The organism is Ensifer sp. NPDC090286, from assembly GCF_044769565.1.
Lineage (GTDB): Bacteria > Pseudomonadota > Alphaproteobacteria > Rhizobiales > Rhizobiaceae > Ensifer.
Genome location: NZ_JBIVYF010000003.1, coordinates 1,000,667 through 1,026,503, shown reverse-complemented (window position 1 = coordinate 1,026,503; position 25,837 = coordinate 1,000,667). Strand labels below are relative to the sequence as shown.

The following is a 25,837-nucleotide window of genomic DNA, read 5'->3' as shown; positions in this document are numbered from 1 at the left end:
CATGGCGCCGATCGGGCAGCGATGCGTGCGCGTCGAAGCGGGGTTTGCGCGCAAGGGCTGCATCATCGGCGGCCGCGCAATCAAATCGAAAAAGCCGTGGCGGAGGGCTTCGCCACGGCTTCCGGGGTCAAATATGCGGGGCGGGATGCGCGGAAAACCGTGACCCGTCCCGCACGGATCATCAGGCGGCGAGCGCGTCGAGGATGCGGATCCAGGAGCGGATGCCCTTGTGATAGGACTGCAGCTCGTACTTCTCGTTCGGCGAATGGATGCGGTCGTCGGAGAGCCCGAAGCCGACCAGCAGCGATTCCATGCCGAGCATCTTCTGGAAGTCGCCGACGATCGGGATCGAGCCACCCATGCCGATGATGACGGCCGGCTTCGGCCACTCGTCGGAAAGGGCCACCTTCGCGGTGTTGAGCAGCGGCGATTCGTACGGAAGGTGGATCGCCGGCGAGCCGCCATGGGCATGGAACTCGACCGAGCAATCGGCCGGAACTTTCGAGCGCACATAGGCGCGGAACGCTTCGCGGATCTTCTCCGGGTTCTGGTTGCCGACCAGGCGGAAGGAAACCTTTGCCGAAGCCTCGGCCGCGATCACCGTCTTGAAGCCTTCGCCGGTATAGCCGCCGGTGATGCCGTTGACTTCCGCGGTCGGTCGCGCCCAGGTCAGTTCCAGAACCGAGCGGTTCTTTTCGCCCGACGGGATCGACAGGCCGATTTCGCCGAGGAACTTCTCTGCCGTCTGGCCGAGCGTTTCCCACGCCGCCTTGATCTGGGCCGGCGTCTCTTCGACGCCGTCGTAGAAGCCCGGCAGCGTCACGCGGCTGTTTTCGTCGTGAAGGCTGGCGAGAATGGTGGTGAGGATGCGGATCGGGTTGGCGGCAGCACCACCGAAGTAGCCGGAATGCAGGTCGCGGTCGGCCGCCCGGACGATGACTTCTTCGCCGACGAGGCCGCGCAGGCCGGCGGAGATCGCCGGCGTATCGCGGTCCCACATGCTGGTGTCGCAGACCAGCGCATAATCGGCCTTGAGTTCGGCGGCATTGGCTTCGAGGAAGGGCTTCAGCGACGGCGAGCCGGACTCCTCTTCGCCTTCGAACAGGATGGTGACGCGGCAGGGCAGGGCGCCATGCACGTCCTTGTAGGCGCGCACCGCCTCGACGAAGGTCAGGAGCTGGCCCTTGTCGTCGGCCGTGCCACGGCCGGTGATCACCTTGCGGCCGGGCTCGATTTCCTTGATGCCGGGCTCGAACGGGTCGGTGTCCCAGAGGTTCAGCGGATCGACCGGCTGGACGTCGTAGTGGCCATAGAACAGTACATGCGGCGCATCGGGCTTGGCGCCGTCGTGATGGGCGACGACCATCGGATGGCCGGGGGTGTCGCGGACCGACGCGGTGAAGCCGAGAGCGTTAAGCTCGGCCACCAGCCATTCCGCCGCCTTGCGGCATTCCGCCTTGAAGGCCGGGTCGGTCGAGATCGACTTGATGCGAACCAGGTCGAACAGCCGGTCGAGGCTCTTTGGCAGGTTGGCGTCTGCGCGTTCGAGAACGGGGGTGATGTCAGCCATCATGCATATCCTTGCTTCAAGTTTCGCCGGAACCTACTGCATGTGCCGCCAAAGCGAAATCGATTTGAGCGATTTTGGGCAGAGGTCCCAGGTGACGGTGAACGGAGAGCCTGGCGCCTTGGCAAGGGGAGTGCCGGGGCGCCCGGATCGGCGCGTCTGCCCCTGCTTTAGAACGGGCGCACGCCCGCTTTAAGCCAAATTTTTTGATGGGACGATCAGGCCGGGCGATGGCGCGTCAGGCGCGACTGTCGCCGCGTGCCACGCTGGCGAGCGCCATGCGCATATATTCGAGCATCAGTTCGCGCTCGAAATTCCTGAGGCCGGCAAGCAGCGACTGGTCGGCGGCAAGCGCTGCCTCCTTGGCGGCCGCCTCCATCTCCTTTGCCTTTTCGGTCAGGTAGATCTGCTGCGAGCGTTTGTCCTGCGGATGCTTGCGGCGCAGGATGAGCCCGTCACGCTCCATGCGAGCGAGCGTGTTGGCCATCGTCGCCTGTTCGATGTCGAGCCGATCGAGCAACTGTTTCTGCGTCAGGCCCTCTTCGGCCCAAAGCTCAAGCAGGATGGGAAACTGACCTGGCGCGAAACCAAGCTTCTGGCCGCGCTCGTGAAGCGCGCGCGAAAAGCTCTTCGCCAGCAGGCTGGCCAGGTAGGTCGCAGATTCCATACGATTGAAGGCCATGCCTATCGGTACGCCCGAACCGCCATGAAGACAAGTTACAATGCAGGCGATGGACCTTGAGACTGTCGGGGTTCACCGGGATTTGAGCGGAGGTGATCGGACGGCAGAAACAAAAAACCGTCACGGTGCGGAGGCGGCGCCGTGACGGTCTTTTGAAAACGGGACAAAGGCCCGGAGAGGGGGATAAGGCCTTTGTCCTCATCTGGTGCGGGCGGGGGACAGGCCAATCACCAGAAGACGGCATCACTCGGTGCCGTTGAGTAAGATTTGAGGATTCAAATGTGGCTTTTCAAGGATACCAGGGCTGAATCGGACATTACAAATACGTAACGTTTGCGTGAAGCTAAATGGCCGCTTGCGAAGCCTTCGGGCGCTCGATCCCAGGGCGAAATCGGCCTCCGTTTCCGCAATCCGCGGTGGCGATCGCGGCTACCGCGACCGGTGGAGAATGTAGTGTCTGGCGGGAAAACCGCAATGGACCTTTGGCTTGCCCCGCGCTATCCCTTTGCCCATGAAAAACGGTGATCATCTCTTCCTCGTCGACGGCTCCGGATTCATCTTCCGGGCGTTCCACGCCATCCCGCCGCTCAACCGCAAATCCGATGGCCTTCCGGTCAACGCGGTATCGGGTTTCTGCAACATGTTGTGGAAGCTGCTCACCGATGCGCGCGACACGTCGGTCGGCGTTACGCCGACCCATTTCGCGGTTATCTTCGACTATTCGTCGAAGACCTTCCGCAACGCGCTCTACGATCAGTACAAGGCAAACCGCACGGCGCCGCCGGAAGATCTGATCCCGCAGTTCGGCCTGATCCGTCACGCGACCCGCGCCTTCAACCTGCCTTGCATCGAGAAGGAAGGTTATGAGGCCGACGACCTGATCGCCACTTACGCCCGGCTTGCAGAAGCCGCCGGCGCCGACGTCACCATCGTCTCGTCCGACAAGGACTTGATGCAGCTCGTGACCTCGAACGTGTCGATGTACGACAGCATGAAGGACAAGCAGATCTCGATCCCGGAAGTGATCGAGAAATGGGGCGTGCCGCCGGAAAAGATGATCGACCTGCAGGCGATGACCGGTGATTCCACCGACAACGTCCCCGGCATTCCCGGCATCGGCCCGAAGACGGCCGCACAGCTGCTCGAGGAGTATGGCGATCTCGAAACGCTGCTGGCCCGCGCCGGCGAGATCAAGCAGGTCAAGCGTCGCGAAAACATCATCGCCAATGCCGATCTTGCCCGCCTGTCGCGACAGCTCGTCGAACTCAAGACCGACACACCGCTCGACGTTCCGCTGGAGGAGCTGAGCCTGGAGCCGCAGAACGGTCCGAAGCTGATCGCCTTCCTGAAGGCGATGGAATTCACCACGCTGACGCGTCGTGTCGCCGCTGCGACCGGGACGGACGCCGACGCCGTCGAAGCAGCCGCAGTGCCGGTGGAATGGGGCGCCGATGCGCGCGGCCCTGATCTCGACAAGGGCGATGGAGCGGCGAAGGTCAGCGAAGGCTCTTCCACCGCGGCTGTCGCCCGTGGCGAGGCCGCGGAAGCGGCCGCCGTCCTGTCGCGTGGCGCCGAAGCGAATGGCGCGGACGCGACGCCCGAGGCGCTTGCTGCCGCGCGCGCTGAGATATTCGCCAAGGCGCCGATGGATCGAAGCGCCTATGTGACGATCCGCGACATCGCCACCCTCGACCGGTGGGTATCGGACGCGCGCGAAGCCGGTGTCGTCGGCTTCGACACGGAAACGACCTCGCTCGATGCCATGCAGGCCGACCTTGTCGGCTTCTCGCTGGCGATCGCCGACCACAGGGCCGATCCGACCGGCGCTTCCATCCGGGCGGCCTATGTGCCGCTGATCCACAAGACCGGCGTCGGCGACCTGCTCGGCGGGGGGCTCGCCGAAAACCAGATCCCGGTCGCCGAAGCCTTGAGCCGGCTGAAGCGCCTGCTGGAGGACCCCTCCGTCCTCAAGGTCGCGCAGAACCTGAAATACGACTACCTCGTGATGAAGCGGCACGGCGTCACCGTCGAAAGCTTCGACGACACGATGCTGATGTCCTACGTCGTCGATGCCGGCAACGGCACCCATGGCATGGACTCGCTGTCCGAGCGCTGGCTGAACCACAAGCCGATCGCCTACAAGGACATCACCGGAACCGGCAAGTCGTCGGTGACCTTCGACTTCGTCGACATCGACCGGGCGACCGCCTACGCCGCCGAGGACGCGGACGTCACGCTGCGGCTCTGGCATATCCTGAAGGCCCGATTGGCCGCCAAGGGGCTGACGCGCGTCTACGAGCGTCTGGAGCGGCCCCTGGTTGACGTTCTGGCACGCATGGAAGACCGCGGCATCACCGTCGACCGCCAGATCCTGTCGCGGCTTTCGGGCGAGCTCGCCCAGGGTGCTGCCGGTCTCGAGGACGAGATCTACAAGCTCGCCGGCGAAACCTTCACCATCGGCTCGCCGAAGCAGCTCGGCGATATCCTCTTCGGCAAGATGGGCTTTGCCGGCGGCTCGAAGACCAAGACCGGGCAATGGTCGACCTCGGCGCAGGTTCTGGAAGACCTGGCAGCCGAAGGGCACGAACTGCCGCGCAAGATCGTCGACTGGCGGCAGCTGACCAAGCTCAAGTCCACCTACACCGATGCGCTTCCGGGCTTCGTCCATCCGCAGACGAAGCGCGTGCACACGTCCTATGCGCTTGCCGCCACGACCACCGGCCGCCTGTCGTCGTCCGACCCGAACCTGCAGAACATTCCGGTGCGCACCGCCGAAGGCCGCAAGATCCGCACCGCCTTCATCGCGACGCCGGGCCACAAGCTGCTCTCGGCGGACTACAGCCAGATCGAACTGCGCGTGCTTGCCCACGTCGCCGATATCCCCCAGCTGCGTCAGGCCTTCGCCGACGGCGTCGACATCCATGCGATGACCGCATCGGAAATGTTCGGCGTGCCGGTCGAGGGCATGCCGAGCGAAATCCGCAGGCGCGCCAAGGCGATCAACTTCGGCATCATCTACGGCATCTCTGCCTTCGGCCTTGCCAACCAGTTGTCGATCGAACGCTCGGAAGCCAGCGACTACATCAAGCGCTATTTCGAGCGCTTCCCGGGCATTCGCGACTACATGGAAGGCACCAAGGTGTTTGCCCGCGAGCACGGCTACGTCGAGACGATCTTCGGCCGTCGCGCGCATTATCCCGACATCCGCTCGTCGATCCCCTCGCATCGCGCCTTCAACGAGCGCGCAGCGATCAACGCGCCGATCCAGGGCTCGGCCGCCGACATCATCCGCCGCGCCATGGTCAAGATGGAGCCGGCGCTTGCGGAGGCGAAGCTTTCGGCTCGCATGCTGCTGCAGGTGCACGACGAACTGATCTTCGAAGTCGAGGACGCCGAGGTCGAAAAGACCATTCCGGTCGTCGTCTCGGTGATGGAGAACGCCGCCATGCCGGCGCTCGACATGAAGGTGCCGCTGAAGGTCGACGCGCGCGCGGCGACCAACTGGGACGAGGCACACTGATCCAGCCGTGCACACCGGGTTTTCTGATGGAATCCTCTCAGAAAACCTCAAAAGCCGGATGCGACGAATCTTGCAGCGCCCGGGGGCATTTCATGCTCCCGGGCGCCTTTCCATCAGGATGATAGAAAGCGTAAGCCGCCGCAGCCGGAACGATTGCCGGCGCGTTCAACTCCTCATAGGCAGCCCTAGGGAAGGGGCTGGAAGCCTCGTCCGAAACGGCTGCAATCGGAGGAGATCATGGCGCCGAAGACTTTCATTCTTGTCCTGTCCTGCGACGACAAACCCGGCATCGTCGCCGCCGTCACCACGGAACTTGCCGCCCTTGGCGCAAACATCGCCGAGAGCAACCAGTTCTGGGATACCAGGACCAACAGCTTCTTCATGCGCATCGCCTTTCAGGTTGCAGCGAGCGTTCAGGCCGGTGATGTCGAGCGGGCGCTTCGCCCGGCCGTCGAGCGTTTCCAGATGCGGACCACGCTCACGGATGCTGCGGTCAAGCCGAAGATCCTCGTTCTCGTCTCCAGGTTCGACCACGCGCTGCTGCACCTGCTCTACCAGATCCGTGTGGGCTGGCTGAACGCGGAGGTCGTCGCCATTGTCTCCAACCACGAAGACAGCCGGCGCACGGCCGAGGCCGAAGGGCTCGCCTATCACTGTTGGCCGGTATCGAAGGACAACAAGGCCGAGCAGGAGGAAAGGCTTCTGCGCCTGGTTCAGGAGACCGGCGCCGACCTTGTCATCCTTGCCCGCTACATGCAGGTGTTCTCGGACAATCTGTCGAAGCGCCTCTACGGCAAGGCGATCAACATCCACCACTCGTTCCTGCCGAGCTTCAAGGGGGCAAAGCCCTATCATCAGGCGCATGAGCGCGGGGTGAAGCTGATCGGGGCGACCGCGCATTACGTTACGCCGGACCTCGATGAGGGGCCGATCATCGAGCAGGAAACCGAGCGCGTCAGCCATGCGCTGACAGCGGAAGATTTCGTCGCCACCGGTCGCGATATCGAGAGCCGGGTGCTGGCGCGCGCTGTCAAGCTGCACCTGGAGCGGCGCGTCATGCTCAACGGCCACAAGACCGTGGTGTTCAGCTAAGGGTTCCGGAGGGCCCTCGTGTAGCCGGTACCTTCTGGAGTGCCGGCTACGGTGGTTACAGGCGTGCGGCGACGGCCGTTGCCGTGACAGCCGGCGCGCGGAAGCTGGCAAACAGCCGGCTCAGGCCTTCGCGCCCCTCGGCGGTCAGGTCGAAGCGGCGGCCGAACAGCAGCCATTCCGTACAGAGCCCCAGCATCATCCAGTGCAGCGTCCGCGTCGCCGAGGCCGGGGTCCAGGTCTCGTGCATCTGCCCCTTGGCGAGCGCGCGGGAAAAAGCGAGTTCGAGCACGACATTGTGGTGCTCGTCGAGTTCCTTCTGGCGGGCGAGCACTTCGCCGAGGTCGCCGTCGTAATTGGTGCGCAGCATGATCGTAAGGATGCGCTGGCGCTGCTCGTCGGCGGCGAGAACATCCAGCCAGTCGCCCATGGCGCCTTCGAGGATGGAGAGGGTGTCGGCAGCTTCCGCTTCGATCTCGCGGGCGACCATGTCTTCCTGCGGCAGGGGCACGGCATCGTGCAGCGCGAGGAACAGGTCGGTCTTGTTGGCAAAGTGCCAGTAGATGGCGCCACGGGTCACGCCGGCGGCCTTGGCGATTTCTTCCAGCGTCGTGTTCGAGACGCCCTTTTCGTAGAAGACGCGCTCGGCGGCGCTCAGGATCTTCTGCCTCGTTGCTTCTGCATCGGCCTTTGTTCGGCGCATTCATTCCTCCTCATGCGACGGCCCGCCAGAGGCGGGCCGTCCAATCTTGTTTTACTCGGCGGGTGTGGGGTTTTCTGCGGCTGTCGGTGTGTTTTCCACCTTCTTTCGGCTGAAGAGCTTCGTGACGAACACGAAGAAGACAGGAACGAAGAAGATGGCGAGCACCGTTGCCGAGATCATCCCGCCCATGACGCCCGTGCCGATGGCGCGCTGGCTGCCGGAGCTGGCACCCGTGGCGATCGCGAGCGGCAGAACGCCGAGCGTGAAGGCCAGCGACGTCATCAGGATCGGCCGGAAGCGCAAGTGTGCCGCCTCCAGCGTCGCGTCGATCAGCGACTTGCCCTGCTCGCGCAGTTCCTTGGCAAACTCGATGATCAGGATCGCGTTCTTGGCCGAGAGGCCGATGATCGCGATCAGACCGACCTTGAAGTACACGTCGTTCGGCATGTCGCGCATCATCACGGCGAGAACCGAGCCGATGACGCCGAGCGGAACGACCATGATCACCGCGACCGGGATCGACCAGCTCTCATAGAGGGCGGCAAGGCACAGGAAGACCAGAAGGCACGACAGCGCGATCAGGAGCGGCGCCTGGGTACCGGACTGGATTTCCTGCAGGGACTGGCCGGTCCACTCGTAGCCGAAGCCTGCCGGGAGCTCGCCCGCAAGCCTTTGCATCTCGGCGATCGCGTCACCCGACGAGTAGCCATGGGCTGCTTCGCCGCTGATACGCACCGACGGGTAGCCGTTGTAGCCGATCGTCTGGGTCGATGCCTTGACCCACTCGACGGTCGCAAAGGCCGAGAGCGGCACCATGCCACCATTGGCATTGCGTACGTTGAGGTTCAGCAGATCAGTCGTCTGCATGCGCTGACCCTCGTCCGCCTGCACCGTCACGCGCTGCATGCGGCCGGCATTCGGGAAGTCGTTGACATAGGACGAGCCAAGGTTGGTCGAGATCGTCGAGTTGATATCGGCGAAGGTAACCCCGAAGGTGTTGGCCTTCTCGCGGTCGATGGTCACGCTGACCTGCGCCGCATCGGGCATGCCTTCGAAACGAACGCCGGTGACGATCTTGCTCTCAGCCGCAAGGCCGAGAAGCTGGTCGCGGGCCTGGGACAGAGCCGCTTCGCCGAGACCGCCGCGATCCTGCAGACGGAAGGAGAAGCCGCCTGTGGTGCCGAGGCCCTGGATCGCCGGCGGCGACAGCGCGAAGCTGATCGCATCCTTGATCTGGCTCATCGCCATCGTTGCCCGCATGGCAATCGACTGGGCAGCATTGTCGGCGTCGCGTTCGCTCCAGTCCTTCAGCGTCACGAAGGCGAGCGCTGCGTTCTGTCCTGTGCCGAAGAAGGAGAAGCCGTTGATCGCGATGATGCGTTCGACAGCCGGCTCCTTGCTGAAGATGTTCTCGGCCTGCTCCACCACCTCGGTCGTACGGTTGCCCGTCGCCTCGGAGGGAAGCTGCATCATGACGATCACGAAGCCTTGGTCTTCGTCCGGAAGGAACGACGACGGCAGCTTCATGAACAGCCAGCCGAGGCCGGCAAGCACGGCGACATAGACGATCATGTAACGGCCGGTCCGGTGGACCAGGCGCTTCACGATGCCGCTATAGCCATGCGAGGTCTTGTCGAACGAGCGGTTGAACCAGCCGAAGAAGCCGCGCTTGGCGTGGTGGTGGCCTTTGGGAACCTGCTTGAGGAAGCTGGCGCACAAGGCTGGCGTCAGCGACAGGGCAAGCAGCGCCGAGAACAGGATCGACACGACCATCGTCAGCGAGAACTGGCGATAGATCACGCCGACGGCACCCGGGAAGAAGGCCATCGGAATGAACACCGAAGCCAGAACCAGCGTGATACCGATGACGGCGCCGGTGATCTGCTTCATCGCCTTGCGGGTCGCGTCCTTCGGCGTCAGTCCCTCTTCGGACATGATGCGTTCGACGTTTTCGACGACGATGATCGCATCGTCGACGAGAATACCGATCGCCAGCACCATGCCGAACATGGTCAGAACGTTGATCGAGAAGCCCATCGCCAGCATCACCGCGCAGGTGCCGAGCAGGGCGACCGGAACGACAAGCGTCGGGATGATGGTGTAGCGGATGTTCTGTAGGAACAGGAACATCACGACGAAGACGAGCGCGACGGCTTCGAGCAGCGTCTTAAGCACCTTCTCGATCGAAACGGCAACGAACGGCGAAGTGTCGTAGGGAACCGAATATTCGAGACCCTGCGGGAAGAACTTCGACAGTTCGTCCATGCGCTCCTTGATCGCGGCCGATGTCGACATGGCATTGCCGCTCGGCGACAGCTGCACGGCGATAGCCGCAGACGGCTTGCCGTTCAGGCGGGTCGAGAACGCATAGCTCTCGCCGCCGATTTCGACGCGGGCGACATCGCGCAGCCGAACGGAGGAACCGTCCGGATTGGCGCGAAGCACGATCGCTCCGAATTCCTCGGCGCTCGACAGCTGGCCCTTGACGACGACGGGGGCACTGATCTGCTGTGTGATCGGGTTCGGCTGGGCGCCGATCGAGCCGGATGCGATCTGGGCGTTCTGGGCCTGGATCGCATTGGTCACGTCGCCGGCCGTCAGGTTGAGGCCGAGCATCTTGTCCGGATCGAGCCAGATGCGCATCGAGCGTTCGGTGGCAAACAGCTGCGCACGGCCGACGCCGGGCACGCGCTGGACTTCGTTCAGAACGTTGCGGCTGAGATAGTCGCCGAGAGCGATGGCATCCATCTGACCGTCGGTCGAGGTGAGCGCGACGATCATCAGGAAGCCGGAGCCGGCTTCATCGACCTGCACGCCCTGGCGCTTGACCGAATCGGGCAGGCGCGGTTCGACGCGGCGAACGCGGTTCTGAATGTCGACGGCCGCCTGTCCCGGGTCGGTGCCCGGTGCAAAGGTGGCGCTGATTTCGACCGAGCCGGAGGCGCTGGAGGTCGACTCGAAATAGAGCAGGCCTTCGACGCCGTTCAGCTCATTTTCGATCAGCCGAGTGACGCTCTGGTAGGTGTCCTGGGACGACGCCCCGGGATAGCTCGTGTTGATGGAGATCTGCGGCGGTGCGACATCAGGATATTGCGATACCGGCAGAAGCGGTATCGCGATGATGCCGGCGAGCATGATGAAGATCGCCACCACCCAGGCAAAAATAGGCCTGTCGATGAAAAAACTGGGCATTAATCAGCACTCACTTTGTGGCTTCAGCGGGCTTTTCGTCGGCAGAGGCCGTCGTCTGCGCTGCTTCGGCAGTCGGCTTGGCGTCCGGGTTCCAGTCCGTCGGTTCGACGGGGGCACCGGGGCCGATCTTCTGGAAGCCCTCGACGATGACCTTCTCGCCGGCCTTGAGACCGGAGGTCACCTGCCAGCGGGTGCCGATCGTGCGGCCGAGGGTCACGTTGCGGAACTCGACCTTGTTGTCGGCGCCGACGATATAGACCTGCGACTGGCCGGCGTTGTTGCGCTGGACGGCCTGCTGCGGAACGGTGATCGCGTCCTTCTCGACGCCCTGCTGCACGAGCACGCGAACATACATGCCGGGAAGCAGGTCGTTGTCGGGGTTCGGGAACTCACCGCGCAGGGTTACCTGGCCGGTCGTCGCATCGACGGCGGCTTCCGAGAACAGGAGCTTGCCCTTGTGCTCGTAGGCCGTGCCGTCGTCGAGCACGAGCTGGACTTCGGCTTCCTCGCCGTCGCCGTTCATCATCTTGCCGTCCTCGAGCGCCTTGCGCAGGCGGATGAGGTCGGTCGCCGACTGGGTAAAGTCGGCGTAGAGCGGGTCGAGCTGCTGGATCGTCGCGAGGTTTTCCGAGCTGTTGGTGCTGACAAGCGCGCCTTCGGTGATCAGCGCACGGCCGATGCGGCCGCTGATCGGTGCGGTCACGTCGGCATATTGCAGGTCGAGCTTGGCCGCCGCGAGGCCGGCTTCGGCGATCGCGACATCGGCGTCGGCGGTCGCAAGCAGCGCAGCCGCATCTTCCAATTGCTGCGCGGCGACGACGTTCGCCTTCCTCAGCTGTTCCTGGCGATCGGCCTTCTGCTGGGCTTGCTGGCGAATGGATTGGGCGCGCCGAAGCGTTGCCTCTGCCTTTTCGACCTGAACGCGGAAGGGCGCAGGATCGATGCGGTAAAGCACATCGCCCTCATTGACCTTGGAGCCCTGCTGGAAGACGCGTTCGACGACAATGCCGGAAACGCGCGGACGGACCTCGGCGACGCGGGTCGCGGCGATGCGGCCCGGCAACTCGTTGGTGATCGGCAGGGTTTCGGCCTTGGTCGTGAAGACCGCGACGGCGGACGGTGGGAATGCGGCGGCGCCCTGTTGTGCTTCCTCTTTCTGGCAGCCGGAAAGAAGAATCACAGTTGCCAAGGCGGCGGCCAGTGTCGGTCGGTTCATGCGCATAGCGATGTCCATATTCGGTGACCGCAGGCGACAGGTGCATCTCGCAAGGTGCCCGTACGGTCCGGAAGTGAAGGGGAGCAGAACCGGTATCGCTTGGGGAAAATACCGGAAAGCTAATATACAAACACAAATGTATGTTAAATTGCTTTGCGGTGCAACAGAGTCGTTCAGCACGGACAATCAAAAAATAAATCAACCGCCACAGGGGTTTAAGCCCATGGCGGTTGCTTTTCACGTAGCTGTGATGAGGCCTCGGCCTCAAAGCGGATCAGGCGAGAACGCGGTCGTCGTCGCCGAAACGGTGCATGGCGCCGACCGTCGGCGTCGCATAGACGATGTCGTCAGGCGCGTAGCGATGTTCGCCGAAGAGGCGGACGGTGATGGTGCCGACCTGCTCGCTGTCGATGTAGACGATGGTGTCGGCGCCGAGGTGCTCGACATGCACCACCTTGCCCTTCCAGTCGCCGCTCTCGCGCGAAAGCGCCATGTGCTCCGGGCGGATGCCGATCGTCTTGGCTTTGACATCGCCGAGCCGGGCGCCCTCGATGAAGTTCATCTGCGGCGAGCCGATGAAGCCAGCGACGAAGACGTTGGCAGGCCTGTTGTAGAGGTCCATCGGCGAACCGATCTGCTCGATCTGACCGGCGTTCAAGACGACGATCTTGTCGGCGAGCGTCATCGCCTCCACCTGGTCGTGGGTCACGTAGATCATCGTTGCCTTCAGGCTGCGATGCAGCCGGGCAATCTCGAGCCGGGTGTTGACGCGCAAGGCTGCGTCGAGGTTCGAAAGCGGCTCGTCGAACAGGAAGAGCTTCGGTTCGCGCACGATCGCGCGGCCGATCGCCACGCGCTGGCGCTGGCCGCCGGAAAGCTCGGCCGGGCGACGGGCGAGGTAGGGATCGAGCGACAGCATGCTCGCTGCCTTGCCGACCTTGTCCTCGATCTCGGCCTTCGGCGCGCCGGCCTGCTTCAGGCCAAGGCCCATATTGTCCTTCACCGACAGGTGCGGATAAAGCGCGTAAGACTGGAACACCATGGCGATGCCGCGCTTGGCGGGCGCCACATGGCCGACTTCCGTGCCGTCGATCTGTACGCTGCCGGAGGTCGCGTCCTCGAGACCGGCGATGGTGCGCAGCAAGGTCGACTTGCCGCAGCCGGACGGGCCGACGAAGATGACGAATTCGCCGTCCTTCACCTCGAGGTCGATGCCCTTCAGCACCTCATGGCTACCGTAGGCCTTGCGGATGGATTTGAGTTGAAGCGATCCCACCTGGTTGCCCCCTTTAAAGTTTGACTGGTCTGCCGGTGCGCACGCTTTCGTCTGCTGCAAGGCAGATGCGGAGCGACTGCACGGCGTCGTTCATGTGACGGTCGAGGTCGATGTTTTCGCGAATGGCCTTCAGCACATAGGCCTGTTCGCGGTCGCAGAGTTCCTGGTGGCCGGGCTCGCCGTCCATCTTCAGGTCCTCGTCGGCTTTGAGGAATCGGCCATCGGGACCGGTTTCGGCATTGTGCAGCCGGATCACCGCGGTCTTGGTGTGCATGTCGATGTCGTCGGACTTGGCGTTCTGGTCCATGACGATCGACACCGATCCCTTCGGCGACATCACGTCCTTCACGAAGAAGGCGGTTTCCGAGATCATCGGCCCCCAGCCGGCTTCGTACCAGCCGGCCGAGCCATCCTCGAAGATCACCTGCAGGTGGCCGTAATTGTACATGTCGGGCGCGATCTCGTCGGAGAGGCGAAGCCCCATGCCGCGCACTTCCACCGGCTTGGCGTCGGTGATCTGGCACATGACGTCGACATAGTGCACGCCGCAGTCGACGATCGGCGACGTCGTCTTCATCAGCGACTTGTGCGTTTCCCAGGTCGGTCCGCTCGACTGCTGATTCAGGTTCATGCGGAAGACATAGGGGCCGCCGAGCTTGCGCGCTTCGGCGATCAGCCGGATCCACGAGGGGTGATGGCGCAGGATGTAGCCGATCACCAGCTTGCGGCCGTGTTTCTTCGCCGCCGCGACGACGCGCTCGGCGTCGGCGACGGTGGTCGCGAGCGGCTTTTCGACGAAGACGTCGGCGCCGGCCTCGAACGCCATGACCGCAAAGTCGGCATGGCTGTCCGAATAGGTGCAGATCGAGCAGAGTTCGGGCTTCAGTTCGGCCAAAGCCGCCTTGAAGTCCGGATGGATCGTGTAGCCGCTCAGTTCCTCCGGCAACGGTACCTTCGAGCGGTTGACGAGGCCAACGATCTCGAAGCCGGGATTGTTGTGATAGGCGAGCGCGTGGCTGCGCCCCATGTTGCCGAGCCCCGCGACGAGGACCCGGACCGGTTTGCTGCTTGCACTCACTTGACTGCTCCTGCCGTGATGCCGCGGATCAGTTGCCGCGAGAAGATGACGTAGAGGACGAGAACCGGAAGGATGGCGAGCGACAGCGCCGCCAGAACCGCGTTCCAGTTGGTGACGAACTGGCCGATGAAGATCTGCGAGCCGAGCGTCACCGTCTTGGTCGCTTCCGCCGGTGCGAGGATCAGCGGGAACCAGAGGTCGTTCCAGATCGGGATCATGGTGAAGACCGCGACCGTTGCCATGGCCGGCCGGACGAGCGGCAGAACCAGGCGGAAGAAGATCGAGTATTCCGACAGCCCGTCGATGCGTCCGGCATTCTTCAGGTCATCGGAGACCGTGCGCATGAACTCCGAGAGAATGAAGATCGCGAGCGGCAGGCCTTGGGCCGTATAGACGAGGATCAGCGCCGTCAGCGTGTTGACGAGGTTGGCAGCGACCATGCCCTGCAGAATGGCGACGGTGCCGAGGCGGATCGGGATCATGATGCCGATCGCGAGATAAAGCCCCATCAGCGTGTTGCCGCGGAAGCGGTATTCCGACAGCGCGAAGGCGGCCATCGCCCCGAAGAGCAGCACCAGCGCGATCGAGACGATCGTGACGATGAAGCTGTTCTGGAAATAGGTGGCGAAGTCGCCCTGGCCGAGGACCGTTTCATAGCCGATCAGGCTGAAGGTCTGCGGCGTCGGGATCGTCAGCGGCGCCCGGAAGATCGCGTTGCGATCCTTGAACGAGTTGATGATCGTCAGGAACACCGGGAACAGCGAGATGAGCGTGTAGGCGATGAGCGCTGCATGCACGAAGCCGGTGCGGAGAAATGAATCGCGTGCTTTCGACATCTCCGGTCTCCTCAGAACTGGTAGCGGCGCATGCGGCGCTGAATGACGAAGAGGTAGAGCGAGACGCCGGCGAGGATGATGAGGAACATCACCGTGGCGATCGTCGCGCCCATCGAGCGGTCGCCGAGCTGCAGCTGGAAACCGAAGAAGGTGCGGTAGAGCAGCGTGCCGAGAATGTCGGTCGAGCCGTCCGGGCCGGCAAGCGCGCCCTGCACCGTGTAGACCAGGTCGAAGGCGTTGAAGTTGCCGACGAAGGTCAGGATCGAGATGATGCCGATCGCCGGCAGGATCAGCGGCAGCTTGATCTTCCAGAACTGGCTCCAGCCGGTGACGCCGTCGCATTCGGCAGCCTCGATCACCTCATCCGGAATGTTGAGCAGGGCGGCGTAGATCAGCATCATCGGGATGCCGACATATTGCCAGACCGAGATCAGCGACACGGTGACGAGCGCCGAACCGGGCTTGCCGAGCCAGGGGGCAAACAGCGACTTCAGGCCGACGAGATCGAGCATGCCGGGCGCAACGCCCCAGATCGGCGACAGGATCAGCTTCCAGATGAAGCCGACGATCACGAAGGAGAGCAGCGTCGGCAGGAAGATCGCCGTGCGGTAGAAGGTCACGAAGCGCAGCTTCGGGATCGACAGCATGGCAGCGAGCGCGACGCCGATCGGGTTCTGCACGCACATATGGATGATGAAGAAGATGACGTTATTCTTCAGCGCGTTCCAGAAATCGTGCGCCCAGCGTTCGTCGCCGAACAGCGTCTGGAAATTCGCAAGGCCGACAAAGGTCGGCTGGCCGTCGACCGTGTTGAACAGCGAAAGCCTGAGCGTCTCGATCAACGGCAGGATCATCACCGCCGAATAGACCAGGAAGGCCGGCAGCAGGAAGACGAGGATGTGCCAGCGTTTCGGCCGCCTTGCGGTCGGCTGTCCGTCTTGCACTGAAAGAGCGTCACTCATGGATCCATCCGTTTCTAGAAGACCGGTCCCCAGGCAATCATGATGCGCACTGGCGCCACGCGGCCGGTCGCGCCGCATGCCGTCTGCCCCTTTATCGAGGGCTCATGACGAAGGTTAAGTCTATCGCGTTCTTTTGCAAACGACTGCGTCGGTGGCCTCCCACTGGGGGAGGCCGGTGACGCTTCGGCTGGGGGAGTGCCGTCATTCGGCATGTCGCCCCGCCCGGTCCCCACGGCATCCTTAAATCCATCCGGCTTAAGGTGCTCTATGCACGTCCAGGACGTGCGGCGCTGTAGGGCCGACCCTCCCCCGTCAAGGGGAGGGAACCTGTTGCGCTTACGTCTTACTTCGCCGGCTTGTACCAGCCGTCGAGGCCCTTCTGCAGCTTCTCGGCGGCAACCTCAGGCGTATCCGTGCCGTTGATCACGTTGGCCGATTCGACCCAGGTCTCGTTTTCCAGGTTCGGCGTGCCGCGCGACAGGATCTGGTAGGTCGAGCGGATCGTCGGCTTGCACTTTTCGCGCCAGGAAACGAATTCCTGCGCCAGCGGATCGGCCATCTTCACCGGCTGCGAGTTCAGGCTGAAGAAGCCCGGCAGCGCGTTGGCGTAGATTTCAGCGAATTCCGGCGAGGAGATCCAGGTCAGCAGCTTCTTGGCTTCTTCGGCATGCGCGCTCTTGGCGTTCAGGCCGACACCGATGTCGTTGTGGTCGGAGATGTAGCAGGCGTCACCGGCGTTCTTAACCGGCGGCGGGAAGGCGCCCATCTTGAACTGGGCCTGGGTGTTGAACAGGCCGATTTCCCACGAGCCGGCCGGGTAGATGGCAGCGCGGCCGAGCGTGAAGAGGTTCTGGCTGTCCGGATAGGTCTGGGCTTCGAAGCCGTCGCCGAGATAATCCTTCCACTTGGCAAGAACGCGATAGGGCTCGACCCATGCGTCGTCGGTCAGCTTCTCTTCGCCCTTGATCAGCTTGGCGCGGCCTTCTTCACCCTTCCAGTAGGTCGGGCCGATGTTCTGGTAGCCCATGGTCGCGGCTTCCCAGAGGTCCTTGGTGCCCATCGCCATCGGGATGTAGTTGCCGTCGGCCTTGATCTTGTCGAGGGCGGCGAAGAATTCCGCTTCCGTCGTCGGGATCTGGATGCCGAGCTGGTCGAAGGCGTCCTTGTTGTAGATGAAGCCGTGGATGACCGAAGCCATCGGCACGCAGAACGTGGCCTTGCCGTCGTCGGTGGTCCAGGCGGACTTGGCGACCGGCGAGAAGTTCTCCATGCCGGCCAGACCCGTCAGGTCGGCGAGGTGCTTCTTGTTGTAAAGCTCGAGCGAGGCGTCGAACGGACGGCAGGTGATGAGATCGCCTGCGGAGCCGGCATCGAGCTTGGCGTTGAGCGCGGCGTTGTATTCGGTCGGCGCGGTCGGCGCGAACTTGACCTTGATGCCCGGGTGCTTGGCTTCGAACGCCGGGATCAGTTTTTCCTGCCAGATCGCCAGGTCGTCGTTGCGCCAGCTTTCGATGGTCAGCGTCACATCCTCGGCGTGCGCCAGCCCGGCCGTGCCGAGAATGCTCGAAGCGAGCAGCAGGCCTTTGATTGTCGTACGGATCATGCAGTTTCTCCCTCTTTATAAGCGCCCTCCGGCGCGGTTTGGATCCCGGAATTACTCAGGCCGAGAAGATGTCGATCGCCTGGCGCAGATTCTGCCTGGTCTCTTTCAGTGCCGCCTCCGCGACCGCAACGTCCTTCGCGCCAGAGGCGAGCAGGATCGCGACCTTGACCGAGCCGGAGGCCATGTTGATCAGCCGGCCGGCCTCGGCAGCGCTGATGTCGGTAATGTCGGTAACGATGCGGATTGCGCGGCCGTGCAGCTTGATGTTGTCGGCGCGCAGGTTGACCATGTGGCCGTCGAGCACGTGGCCGAGCTGAATGCCGACCAGCGTCGAGAACATGTTGAAGGCGATCTTCTGCGCGGTGCCGGCGCCCATGCGGGTCGAGCCGGAAACCACTTCCGGCGGCGTCTGCAGAAGGATCGAAACGTCGGCGTCCTTGAACAGCGCCGCACCCGGATTGTTCGCGACCCCGATCACCTTGGCGCCGAGCTTGCGGGCCTCGTCGGCCGCAGCAAGCGCGTAAGGGGTGGAGCCGCTGGCTGAAACGGAAACGAGGCAGTCGCCCGCGCCGATGCCGGCCTTGCGCACGTCTTCACGGGCAAGGTCCATGTCGTCTTCATAGCCGCCCGCAAGGTCGCTGAGGCTGGCGGTGCCGCCGGCAAGCAGAACGACGATCTGGTCCTGGGCAATGCCGTAGGTGCCGGGCAGTTCGAGCGCGTCGGCCATGGCCATCAGGCCTGAGCTACCGGCGCCGGCATAGGCGAGACGCCGGCCGGATGCGAGGGATTCGGCCGCGATCGATGCGGCAGCCGAGATCGATTCGATCGCCGCGTCGACGGCCTTGGCGGCCGCCTGCTGGCCGGACGCGAGCAGCCGGAGCGCCAGCGCCGGATGCATAAGATCCAGGCCTTTGGCGTTGTCGTGGCGCTCTTCGGTCTTGGCTGACGGCATGGGTTGTGTCTCCTCTTGGTCAAATTAATGCCAAAAAAATACCAATTGTCCAGCAGAATTTAAGTTTTGGCGTCTGAAAAAACTAAACAGCTAAATTAGCCCTTAGATTTCAAACGTATTGCAATGAAATCGAAACCGCGAGTGGATTCAGGCTTGGATATTGGTATTTTTTTGGTATCCTCAATGGGCGGAGGTGCTCATGACAAATTACCTGATCGGAATCGATGGCGGCGGAACGAGCTGCCGGGCTGCCGTGGCAACGGCGGACGGGCGCATTCTCGGGCGCGGCAAATCCGGCGCCGCCAATATCCTGACGGATCCGGAAACCGCGCTTGCCAATATCGGTGAGGCCGCACGCGCCGCCTTCGTAGAGGCGGGCCTTGATCCCCAGGGTATTAGCGCCGCCAAGGCGATCGTCGGTGTCGCCGGGCACAATGTCGGCGACGCCGTGCATTATGTGAAGCGCCGCCTTCCGTTCGCCGCCGCCGACATCGAATCCGATGGCTTGATCGCCCTGCAGGGCGCGCTCGGCAATCGTGACGGCGCGGTCGCCATTCTTGGTACCGGCAGCATCTATATCCTGCGCCAGGGCGAAACTGTCAGCTATGTCGGCGGTTGGGGCTTCACCATCGGTGACCATGGCAGCGGCGCCCGCATCGGCCATGCGCTTCTGCAGGAAAGCCTGCTTGCCTTCGACAATATTCATGAAGCCTCGGCGGTGACGGCATCGGTCCTTGCCGAATTCAACAACGACGCGCGGGACGTCGTCGATTTCGCCCGCCTCGCCAAGCCCGGCGAATTCGGCCGCTATGCGCCGCGCGTGTTCGAAGGCGCCGCATCCGGTGATCCGGTTGCCGTGCGCATCCTGAAGGCCGCCGCGCTTACAGTGGACGAGGCACTTGATGTCGTCGTCGCAAGGGGCTGCGACAGATTGTGCCTTCTCGGTGGATTGGCGCCGCTCTATCGCCCCTGGCTTGCCGATCGGCATCAGGCCTTGCTCGTCGAAGCGGAGGCCGACGCGCTGACCGGATCGGTCGCCGTTGCCGCCCAGCGTTTCGGTACCCAGGCGAGGGCAGGCGCATGACGCACCAGCTCGCTTCCATTCTGCCGCTCGAGGGCCTGCAGTCCGGAGGGTCGGGGCCGCTCTATCTCAAGCTCAGGCAATCGCTCGAAGACGCGATCCAGTCGGGCAAGCTCAATCACGGCGACGCTCTGCCGCCGGAGCGCGACCTTGCCGACTACGCCAATATCAGCCGCGTCACCGTGCGCAAGGCGGTGGACGATCTCGTGCGCGACGGGCTGCTGGTTCGCCGCCACGGCTCCGGCACCTTCGTCGTCAAGCCGGTCTCCAAGGTGCAGCAGTCGTTGTCGCGGCTGACCTCGTTCACCGAAGACATGGCGCGCCGCGGCCTGAACACCCATGCCCGCTGGCTGGAGCGCGGCCTGTTTCATCCCTCGCCGGATGAAATGATGGCGCTCGGCCTTCCGGCCGACGCGCTGGTCGCCCGCCTCGGGCGCCTGCGCATCGCCGACGACATGCCGCTTGCGATCGAGCGTGCCAGCATTTCGGCGGAGTTCCTGCCCGACCCGCAGACCGTCACCTCGTCGCTCTATACTGCGCTCGACAAGACGCGCTCGCGACCGGTGCGCGCCGTGCAGCGCATCTCCGCCTGCAACATCAAGGATCCGGATGCCTCGATGCTCGGCGTCGCCGTCGGTTCGGCCGGCCTTTCCATCGAACGTGTTTCCTATCTCGCATCGGGACGCGTCGTCGAATTCACCCGCTCGCTCTATCGGGGCGATGCCTATGACTTTGTCGCGGAACTGACGCTGTCGGAATCCTAAAGCGACGGCTCCGCCAAGAAAGGGAATTGATCATGCAGACCAATATGCGCCGAGAAATCGACGAGATCCCCGAAGCCGCCCAGCGTCTGCTGGAACGCTCCGCCGACCAGCTCAAGGCTGCCGGTGCGGCACTCCGCGCCAAGGATCCGGCCTTCCTCGTCACCATCGCCCGCGGCTCCTCCGACCATGCGGCGCTGTTCCTCAAATATGCGATCGAGCTGCAGGCTGGCGTGCCCGTCGCCTCGCTCGGCCCGTCGCTCGCCTCGATCTACGGTGCCAAGCTGAAGCTCGGCGGCGCCGCTGCGATCGCGATTTCGCAGTCGGGCAAGAGCCCGGACATCGTCGCCATGGCGAAGGCTGCAACCGATGCCGGCGCGGTCTCGATCGCGCTTACCAACACGCTGCCCTCGCCGATTTCCGAGGCTTGCACCAACCCGCTCGACATCCTGGCCGGTCCGGAAATCGCCGTCGCTGCCACCAAGTCCTACGTCAACTCGATCGTCGCCGGCCTTGCGGTGCTTGGCGAATGGACCGGTGATGCGGCGCTTCAGCGCGCGGTCGCCGACCTGCCGAACCAGTTTGCCAAGGCCGTCAAGCTCGACTGGCAGGGCTTTGCCGACGATCTCGGCGAAGCCGAATCGCTCTATGTGCTCGGCCGCGGCCCGGCGCTCGCGATCGCCAGCGAAGCGGCGCTGAAGTTCAAGGAAACCTCCGGCATGCATGCGGAAGCCTATTCCGCGGCGGAAGTGCTGCACGGGCCGGTGGCGCTCGTCGGCGCCAAGTTCCCGGTGCTGACACTTGCCGCCCGTGATGCGGCCGAGACGTCGGTTGCCGGCATTGCCGACGGTATGGCGGAAAAGGGTGCAGTGGTTCATGCTACCTCGAACCTCGCCGCCAAGGCCAAGCGTCTGCCCTTCGTCGAGACCGGTCACCCGATCACCGACGCGCTGACGCTGATCCTGCCGTTCTACGGTTTCGTCGAGGCTTGGTCGCGTTCGCGCGGTCTCAACCCCGATGCGCCGGCAAGCCTCAAGAAGGTAACGGAGACGAGATGAGCGAGAGGAAGGCAATCACCGGCGCCCGCCTGTTCGACGGCGTCGAATGGCACGACGGCTGCGCCCTCGTGATCGAGGCCGGCCGGGTCAAGGCGATCGTAGCGTCAGCCGACGTTCCCGCCGACGCCGAGCGGATCGATGCCCACGGCATGCTTTTGGCGCCGGGGTTCATCGACCTGCAGGTCAACGGCGGCGGTGGTGCGCTTCTGAACGAGGAGCCGACGGTCGAAGGCATCCGGCAGATCTGCTCGGCCCATGCCAAGTTCGGCACGACGGCACTTCTGCCGACACTGATCACCGATACGCGCGAAATTAGAAGCGCCACCATCAAGGCCGGCCTTGAGGCCAAGGCTGCCGGCGTGCCCGGTTTCCTCGGGCTGCATCTCGAAGGCCCGCATCTTTCGGTCGCGCGCAAAGGGGCGCACGATCCGAAACTGATCCGCCCGATGGACGACGCCGATCTCGCCGAAATGCTCGATTGCGCCAGGGCGCTCGGCGTGCTGATGGTGACCGTGGCGCCGGAAAACGCCACGAAGGAACAGGTGCGGGCGCTTACTGACGCCGGCGCCGTCGTCAGCCTCGGCCATACGGATGTCGGCTATGAAACCGCGGTCGCCTATGCCAAGGCGGGCGCACGCACGGTAACCCATCTCTTCAACGCCATGAGCGGCCTCGGCCATCGTGAGCCGGGCGTGGTCGGTGCAGCGCTTGCCACCGGCACGCTGCATGCGGGCATGATCGCCGACGGCTATCACGTCGAGCCGGCGTCGATGGGCGTGGCGCTGCGCGCCAAGGTGGGGCCGGGCCAGATCTTCCTGGTCACCGACGCGATGTCGCCGATCGGCACCGACATGAAGAGCTTCCAGCTCAACGGTCGCGAAATCCTGCGCGAGGGCGGCCGCCTGACGCTTGCCGACGGCACGCTCGCCGGTGCCGACATCGACATGCTGTCCTCGGTTCGTTTCGTGCACGAAAAGCTCGGCCTGCCGGTCGAGGAAGCGCTGCGCATGGCCTCCGCCTATCCGGCCGACGCCATGGGTCTCGCCACCCACAAGGGCCGGTTGAAGCCCGGAGCGGACGCCGATTTCGTGCTGCTCACGCCGGAACTCGGCATGGGTTCCACCTGGATCGGCGGCACGCAGGTTTACGCAGCCTGATTGCGATGTCACGGACAACAAAGACCTGACAGAAAGACCCGGAAAGCGCTTCGCTCTCCGGGTCTTCTTCTTTGGGCTTTTTTGTTAGCGCGGGCTATGGGCCGCAAGCTTCGCCTTCATCGCCCGCACCGTATCCGCATCGGTGCGACGCCGGTCGGCGGAGACGAAGCCCATCTCCACCAGTCGCGGATCCTGAGCCGGCTCACGAACGGAGCAGGAGGAGTGAACCTCCCCGACAGCAAGCTTGCAGAGGAGGGCGTCAACCGTGTCCAGCGTCACGCCCGAACCGGGCATGATCGACAATCGCCCGGCCGCACGCTCGATGATTTCCGCGAGGCGGTCGATCGCCTGCGGCGCACTCTTCGCGCCGCCCGAGGTCAGGATGCGCTCGAAGCCGAGTTCCACCGCCGTTTCCATCGCCTCGGCAAAATCAGGCACGAGATCGAACGCCCGGTGCAGCGTCATGCCGAGCCCGGCCGCATGACCGGTGAGCTTGATGAGCATCGACGCGTCGAGCCGGCCATCGGCCAGCGATGCGCCGAGCACGACACCGGCCAGACCGGCGTCTCGCGCCGCGTCGATATCGCGACGCATCACGTCGAGGTCGGCGGTTGAGAAGATGAAATCGCCCGGCCGCGGCCGGATCATCGCGTAGACGGGCACGGGCGGCGGGCCAGCCAGCGCCATCAGGCCGGGATTGGGCGTGAGGCCACCGACGGAAAGGGCGGCGCAAAGCTCGATCCGATCGGCACCGCCTTCGATGGCCGCGTAAAGTCCGTCCGCGTCGTCGACGCAGACTTCGAGTTTGATGTCGCTCATACCTTGTCTCCTGAAAGCCCGAGCAGCGCCGCGCCGATCAGGCCGGGCTCGATCCGGCATTCGCCGCGCACGACCAATGGCCGGTCGAATTGTCTCAGAATCCGGCTACGCACCGCCCTGTCGATCTCGGCAAGCAGCTCCTCTGCATTGGAAAGGCCGCCACCGACGGGCACGATCGTCGCGCCGGTGATGTTGATGACCAGCGCCAGCGGCGAGCTGACGAGGTCGATGAGAAGGCCAACCGTGCGCTTGGCTTCGAGGTCGCCAGTCTTCCAGGCTTCGATGATCTCGTGGCTCGAAAGCGTCTTGCCATGGGCGGTCTGGTGCAGGCGTTCCAGCCCGCGGGCGCCGCCGACGGTATCGACGCAGCGCTTCTGGCCGCAGCCGCAGGAATAGGCGGGAATGGCGATGGGCGGATCGCCCGCTTCCGACGCGATCGCCGGGCCATGGCCCCATTCGCCAGCAAAGCCGCCATCGGCATTGATCAGCCGGCCATCGATGACCAGGCCGCCGCCGACGCCGGTGCCGAGGATGGCGCCGAAAACGATGCGGTGGCCGCGCCCGGCACCCGCGCCGGCCTCAGCCAGCGCAAAGCAGTCGGCGTCATTGGCGATCTTCACCGGAAGATGCAGCGCCGCTTCCAGCTCGGCGACCAGTTCGCGACCGTCGATGCAGGGGATGTTGGCGCATTTGATGCGCTGCGTCTCGGGATCGATGACGCCGGTGATCGAGATCGCCACGCATGCCGGGTGTCCGCCCGCTTCGTCGAGGACCGATTCGAGCGCCTGCACGAACTGGCGGAAATTGGTAAGCGGCGTGGTTCGGCGCGGCAACGGAAAGATCCGGTCGCGCGAATGCACGATCGCGCCCTTGATTGCCGAGCCGCCGATATCGAAACAGACGATCATGCCTCACCCCGGATGATCGCCTCGGCCGAAAGCGCCACCGAAAGCAGCCTGTCGTCCTGATGATGTGGGGCCGCAAGCTGGAAGCCAACCGGCATTTCCGCCGCTCCGAGCCCGCAAGGAATGGAGATGCCGCAGAAATCCAGGAAGTTGCCGATCGAGGTGTTGCGCAGCGTCTTGCCGTTGATCTTGAAGAACAATTCGTCGTCTTCGAGAAGCGGCGCGACCGGCGGGGCGACATGCGGCAATGTCGGGTGGGCGATGAGTTCGTTCGGCCTCAGGCTTTCGACCGTCTCGTGGATCAACTGGTCGCGCGCGTCGAGGAGAGCGATGTAGTCGGGCATGGTGATCTTCTCGCCGAGCCGTGTGCGGGCGACGACGCGCGGATCGATCGCGTTTGCTTCAGGGCCGGCGAGGCGCTCGCGGTGCAGGGCATAGGCCTCGGCCGTTACCAGGGCGCCATGACGGGCCATCAACCCGAACACCGCCGAGAAGGACGGGAAAGCGCGGCGGCTGACGGCAACTCCCGCCTTTTCGAGCCGCTTGATCGCGTCCTCGAAGGCTTCGACGACCTCCGGTTCCGCATCGTCGAAGACCACCGTTTCCGGGATCACCAGCGCGACGCCCGTAAGATCTGCGCGGCGCACGGTCGGCGCCGTCAACCCGTGCATGGCGGCATCGACCCAGACGGCATCCTGCACCGTGCGGCAAAGGGGCCCGAGCGAATCCAGGCTTTCCGCCAGCGGAAAGATGCCCTTCATCGCGTAACGGCCACGGGTCGCCTTGTAACCGACGATGCCGGTGAAGGCTGCGGGAATGCGGACGGATCCGCCGGTGTCGGTACCGACGGCCGCCGGCACCAGCCCGGCCGCAACCGCGACCGCCGAGCCCGACGACGAGCCGCCGGGTATGCGCTCGACGTCGGTGGCGGCGGGATTGCGCGGCGTGCCGTAGTGCGGGTTGATGCCAAGGCCGGAGAAGGCGAATTCGCTGAGATTGGTGCGGCCGACACTGACCATGCCGGCGGCGGAAACGGCGGCGACGACGGGCGCGTCGCGCGTCGCCGGCGCGTTCGTGCGCAGCACCGCCGAGCCGGCGGTCGTGACGCTGCCGGCGGTGTCGAACAGATCCTTCCAGGCGACCGGCAGGCCGTCGAGCAGGCCGAGCGACCGCCCCGCCCTCAGGCGCTTGGAGGCAGCCTCCGCATCCCGCGTCGCGCGCTCCGGCGTCAGTTCGACAAAGATGGCGTAGTCGCCGTGGGCGTCGATCGCCGCATAGGTTTCCTTGGCGAGTTCCACCGGATCCAGCTTGCCGCTCTGCACCAGCACGGAAAGGCTGGCGAGTGTCTTTTGTTCTGTCATGTCATCCTCCGCGGAGCGC

The 25,837-nt window shown here is 64.1% G+C and carries 20 protein-coding genes; 6 read left to right on the top strand and 14 right to left on the bottom strand.

Features of this window, described 5'->3' with window-relative positions; all coding sequences use genetic code 11:
• Positions 1-181: 181 nt before the first annotated feature.
• Positions 182-1,573, bottom strand: coding sequence for a M20/M25/M40 family metallo-hydrolase (locus ACIQUG_RS20240; protein ID WP_402323684.1), 1,392 nt, complete (start codon positions 1,571-1,573; stop codon positions 182-184).
• 232 nt (positions 1,574-1,805) lie between these two features.
• Positions 1,806-2,249: a MarR family winged helix-turn-helix transcriptional regulator gene (locus ACIQUG_RS20235; RefSeq protein ID WP_043622674.1), complete on the bottom strand. Its 444-nt coding sequence runs from the start codon at positions 2,247-2,249 to the stop codon at positions 1,806-1,808.
• Between the two features lie 511 nt (positions 2,250-2,760).
• Here ACIQUG_RS20235 and polA point away from each other — a divergent pair.
• Positions 2,761-5,769, top strand: a complete 3,009-nt coding sequence (gene polA / locus ACIQUG_RS20230; RefSeq protein WP_402323683.1) for a DNA polymerase I — start codon at positions 2,761-2,763, stop codon at positions 5,767-5,769.
• 237 nt (positions 5,770-6,006) lie between these two features.
• A complete protein-coding gene (purU, locus tag ACIQUG_RS20225) occupies positions 6,007-6,861 on the top strand; it encodes a formyltetrahydrofolate deformylase (protein ID WP_402323682.1) in 855 nt (284 codons plus the stop codon).
• 55 nt (positions 6,862-6,916) lie between these two features.
• Here purU and ACIQUG_RS20220 read toward each other — a convergent pair whose 3' ends face one another.
• The 9 genes from ACIQUG_RS20220 to ACIQUG_RS20180 all read right to left on the bottom strand — a co-directional run bounded on the left by ACIQUG_RS20220 (position 6,917) and on the right by ACIQUG_RS20180 (position 18,676).
• A complete protein-coding gene (locus tag ACIQUG_RS20220) occupies positions 6,917-7,561 on the bottom strand; it encodes a TetR family transcriptional regulator (RefSeq protein ID WP_043622665.1) in 645 nt (214 codons plus the stop codon).
• Between the two features lie 51 nt (positions 7,562-7,612).
• Entirely contained in the window at positions 7,613-10,753 is a 3,141-nt protein-coding gene (locus tag ACIQUG_RS20215) for a multidrug efflux RND transporter permease subunit (protein WP_402323681.1), read from the bottom strand.
• Between the two features lie 10 nt (positions 10,754-10,763).
• Complete coding sequence (locus ACIQUG_RS20210; RefSeq protein WP_402323680.1) at positions 10,764-11,987, bottom strand: efflux RND transporter periplasmic adaptor subunit; 1,224 nt, start codon at positions 11,985-11,987, stop codon at positions 10,764-10,766.
• A gap of 256 nt (positions 11,988-12,243) precedes the next feature.
• Entirely contained in the window at positions 12,244-13,245 is a 1,002-nt protein-coding gene (locus tag ACIQUG_RS20205) for an ABC transporter ATP-binding protein (protein ID WP_402323679.1), read from the bottom strand.
• Between the two features lie 13 nt (positions 13,246-13,258).
• Positions 13,259-14,323, bottom strand: a complete 1,065-nt coding sequence (locus ACIQUG_RS20200) for a Gfo/Idh/MocA family protein (protein ID WP_205237395.1) — start codon at positions 14,321-14,323, stop codon at positions 13,259-13,261.
• Complete coding sequence (locus tag ACIQUG_RS20195) at positions 14,320-15,159, bottom strand: carbohydrate ABC transporter permease (protein ID WP_043626614.1); 840 nt, start codon at positions 15,157-15,159, stop codon at positions 14,320-14,322. Before ACIQUG_RS20195 ends, ACIQUG_RS20200 begins: the two co-directional genes overlap by 4 nt.
• Positions 15,160-15,170: 11 nt before the next feature.
• Positions 15,171-16,121, bottom strand: coding sequence for a carbohydrate ABC transporter permease (locus ACIQUG_RS20190; RefSeq protein WP_402323678.1), 951 nt, complete (start codon positions 16,119-16,121; stop codon positions 15,171-15,173).
• A 343-nt stretch (positions 16,122-16,464) separates the two neighbouring features.
• On the bottom strand, positions 16,465-17,724 hold the full coding sequence (locus ACIQUG_RS20185) for an ABC transporter substrate-binding protein (protein ID WP_402323677.1): 1,260 nt from the start codon (positions 17,722-17,724) through the stop codon (positions 16,465-16,467).
• Between the two features lie 55 nt (positions 17,725-17,779).
• Positions 17,780-18,676: an N-acetylmuramic acid 6-phosphate etherase gene (locus ACIQUG_RS20180; RefSeq protein WP_402323676.1), complete on the bottom strand. Its 897-nt coding sequence runs from the start codon at positions 18,674-18,676 to the stop codon at positions 17,780-17,782.
• A 199-nt stretch (positions 18,677-18,875) separates the two neighbouring features.
• Between ACIQUG_RS20180 and ACIQUG_RS20175 the strand changes: the two genes are divergently transcribed.
• From ACIQUG_RS20175 to nagA, 4 genes are read left to right on the top strand one after another with little or no spacing between them, the layout of a single operon-like run.
• Positions 18,876-19,760 (top strand): N-acetylglucosamine kinase, encoded by an 885-nt coding sequence (locus ACIQUG_RS20175; RefSeq protein ID WP_192448214.1) that lies wholly within the window; start codon positions 18,876-18,878, stop codon positions 19,758-19,760.
• The gene (locus ACIQUG_RS20170; RefSeq protein ID WP_043626596.1) at positions 19,757-20,521 is read left to right on the top strand and encodes a GntR family transcriptional regulator; all 765 of its coding nucleotides are present in this window, start codon (positions 19,757-19,759) and stop codon (positions 20,519-20,521) included. Before ACIQUG_RS20175 ends, ACIQUG_RS20170 begins: the two co-directional genes overlap by 4 nt.
• A gap of 32 nt (positions 20,522-20,553) precedes the next feature.
• A complete protein-coding gene (locus tag ACIQUG_RS20165) occupies positions 20,554-21,576 on the top strand; it encodes an SIS domain-containing protein (RefSeq protein WP_402323675.1) in 1,023 nt (340 codons plus the stop codon).
• Positions 21,573-22,733 (top strand): N-acetylglucosamine-6-phosphate deacetylase, encoded by a 1,161-nt coding sequence (gene nagA / locus ACIQUG_RS20160; protein WP_402323674.1) that lies wholly within the window; start codon positions 21,573-21,575, stop codon positions 22,731-22,733. Before ACIQUG_RS20165 ends, nagA begins: the two co-directional genes overlap by 4 nt.
• A gap of 84 nt (positions 22,734-22,817) precedes the next feature.
• On the opposite strand, the gene ACIQUG_RS20155 is transcribed toward nagA, so the two are convergent.
• From ACIQUG_RS20155 to ACIQUG_RS20145, 3 genes are read right to left on the bottom strand one after another with little or no spacing between them, the layout of a single operon-like run.
• Positions 22,818-23,552 carry a copper homeostasis protein CutC gene (locus tag ACIQUG_RS20155; protein WP_402323673.1) on the bottom strand — a complete coding sequence of 245 codons (735 nt, stop codon included), beginning with the start codon at positions 23,550-23,552 and terminating at the stop codon, positions 22,818-22,820.
• A complete protein-coding gene (locus ACIQUG_RS20150; protein ID WP_402323672.1) occupies positions 23,549-24,460 on the bottom strand; it encodes an ROK family protein in 912 nt (303 codons plus the stop codon). Before ACIQUG_RS20150 ends, ACIQUG_RS20155 begins: the two co-directional genes overlap by 4 nt.
• A complete protein-coding gene (locus tag ACIQUG_RS20145; RefSeq protein ID WP_402323671.1) occupies positions 24,457-25,818 on the bottom strand; it encodes an amidase in 1,362 nt (453 codons plus the stop codon). The genes ACIQUG_RS20150 and ACIQUG_RS20145 overlap by 4 nt, the downstream gene beginning before the upstream one ends.
• Positions 25,819-25,837 lie beyond the last annotated feature (19 nt).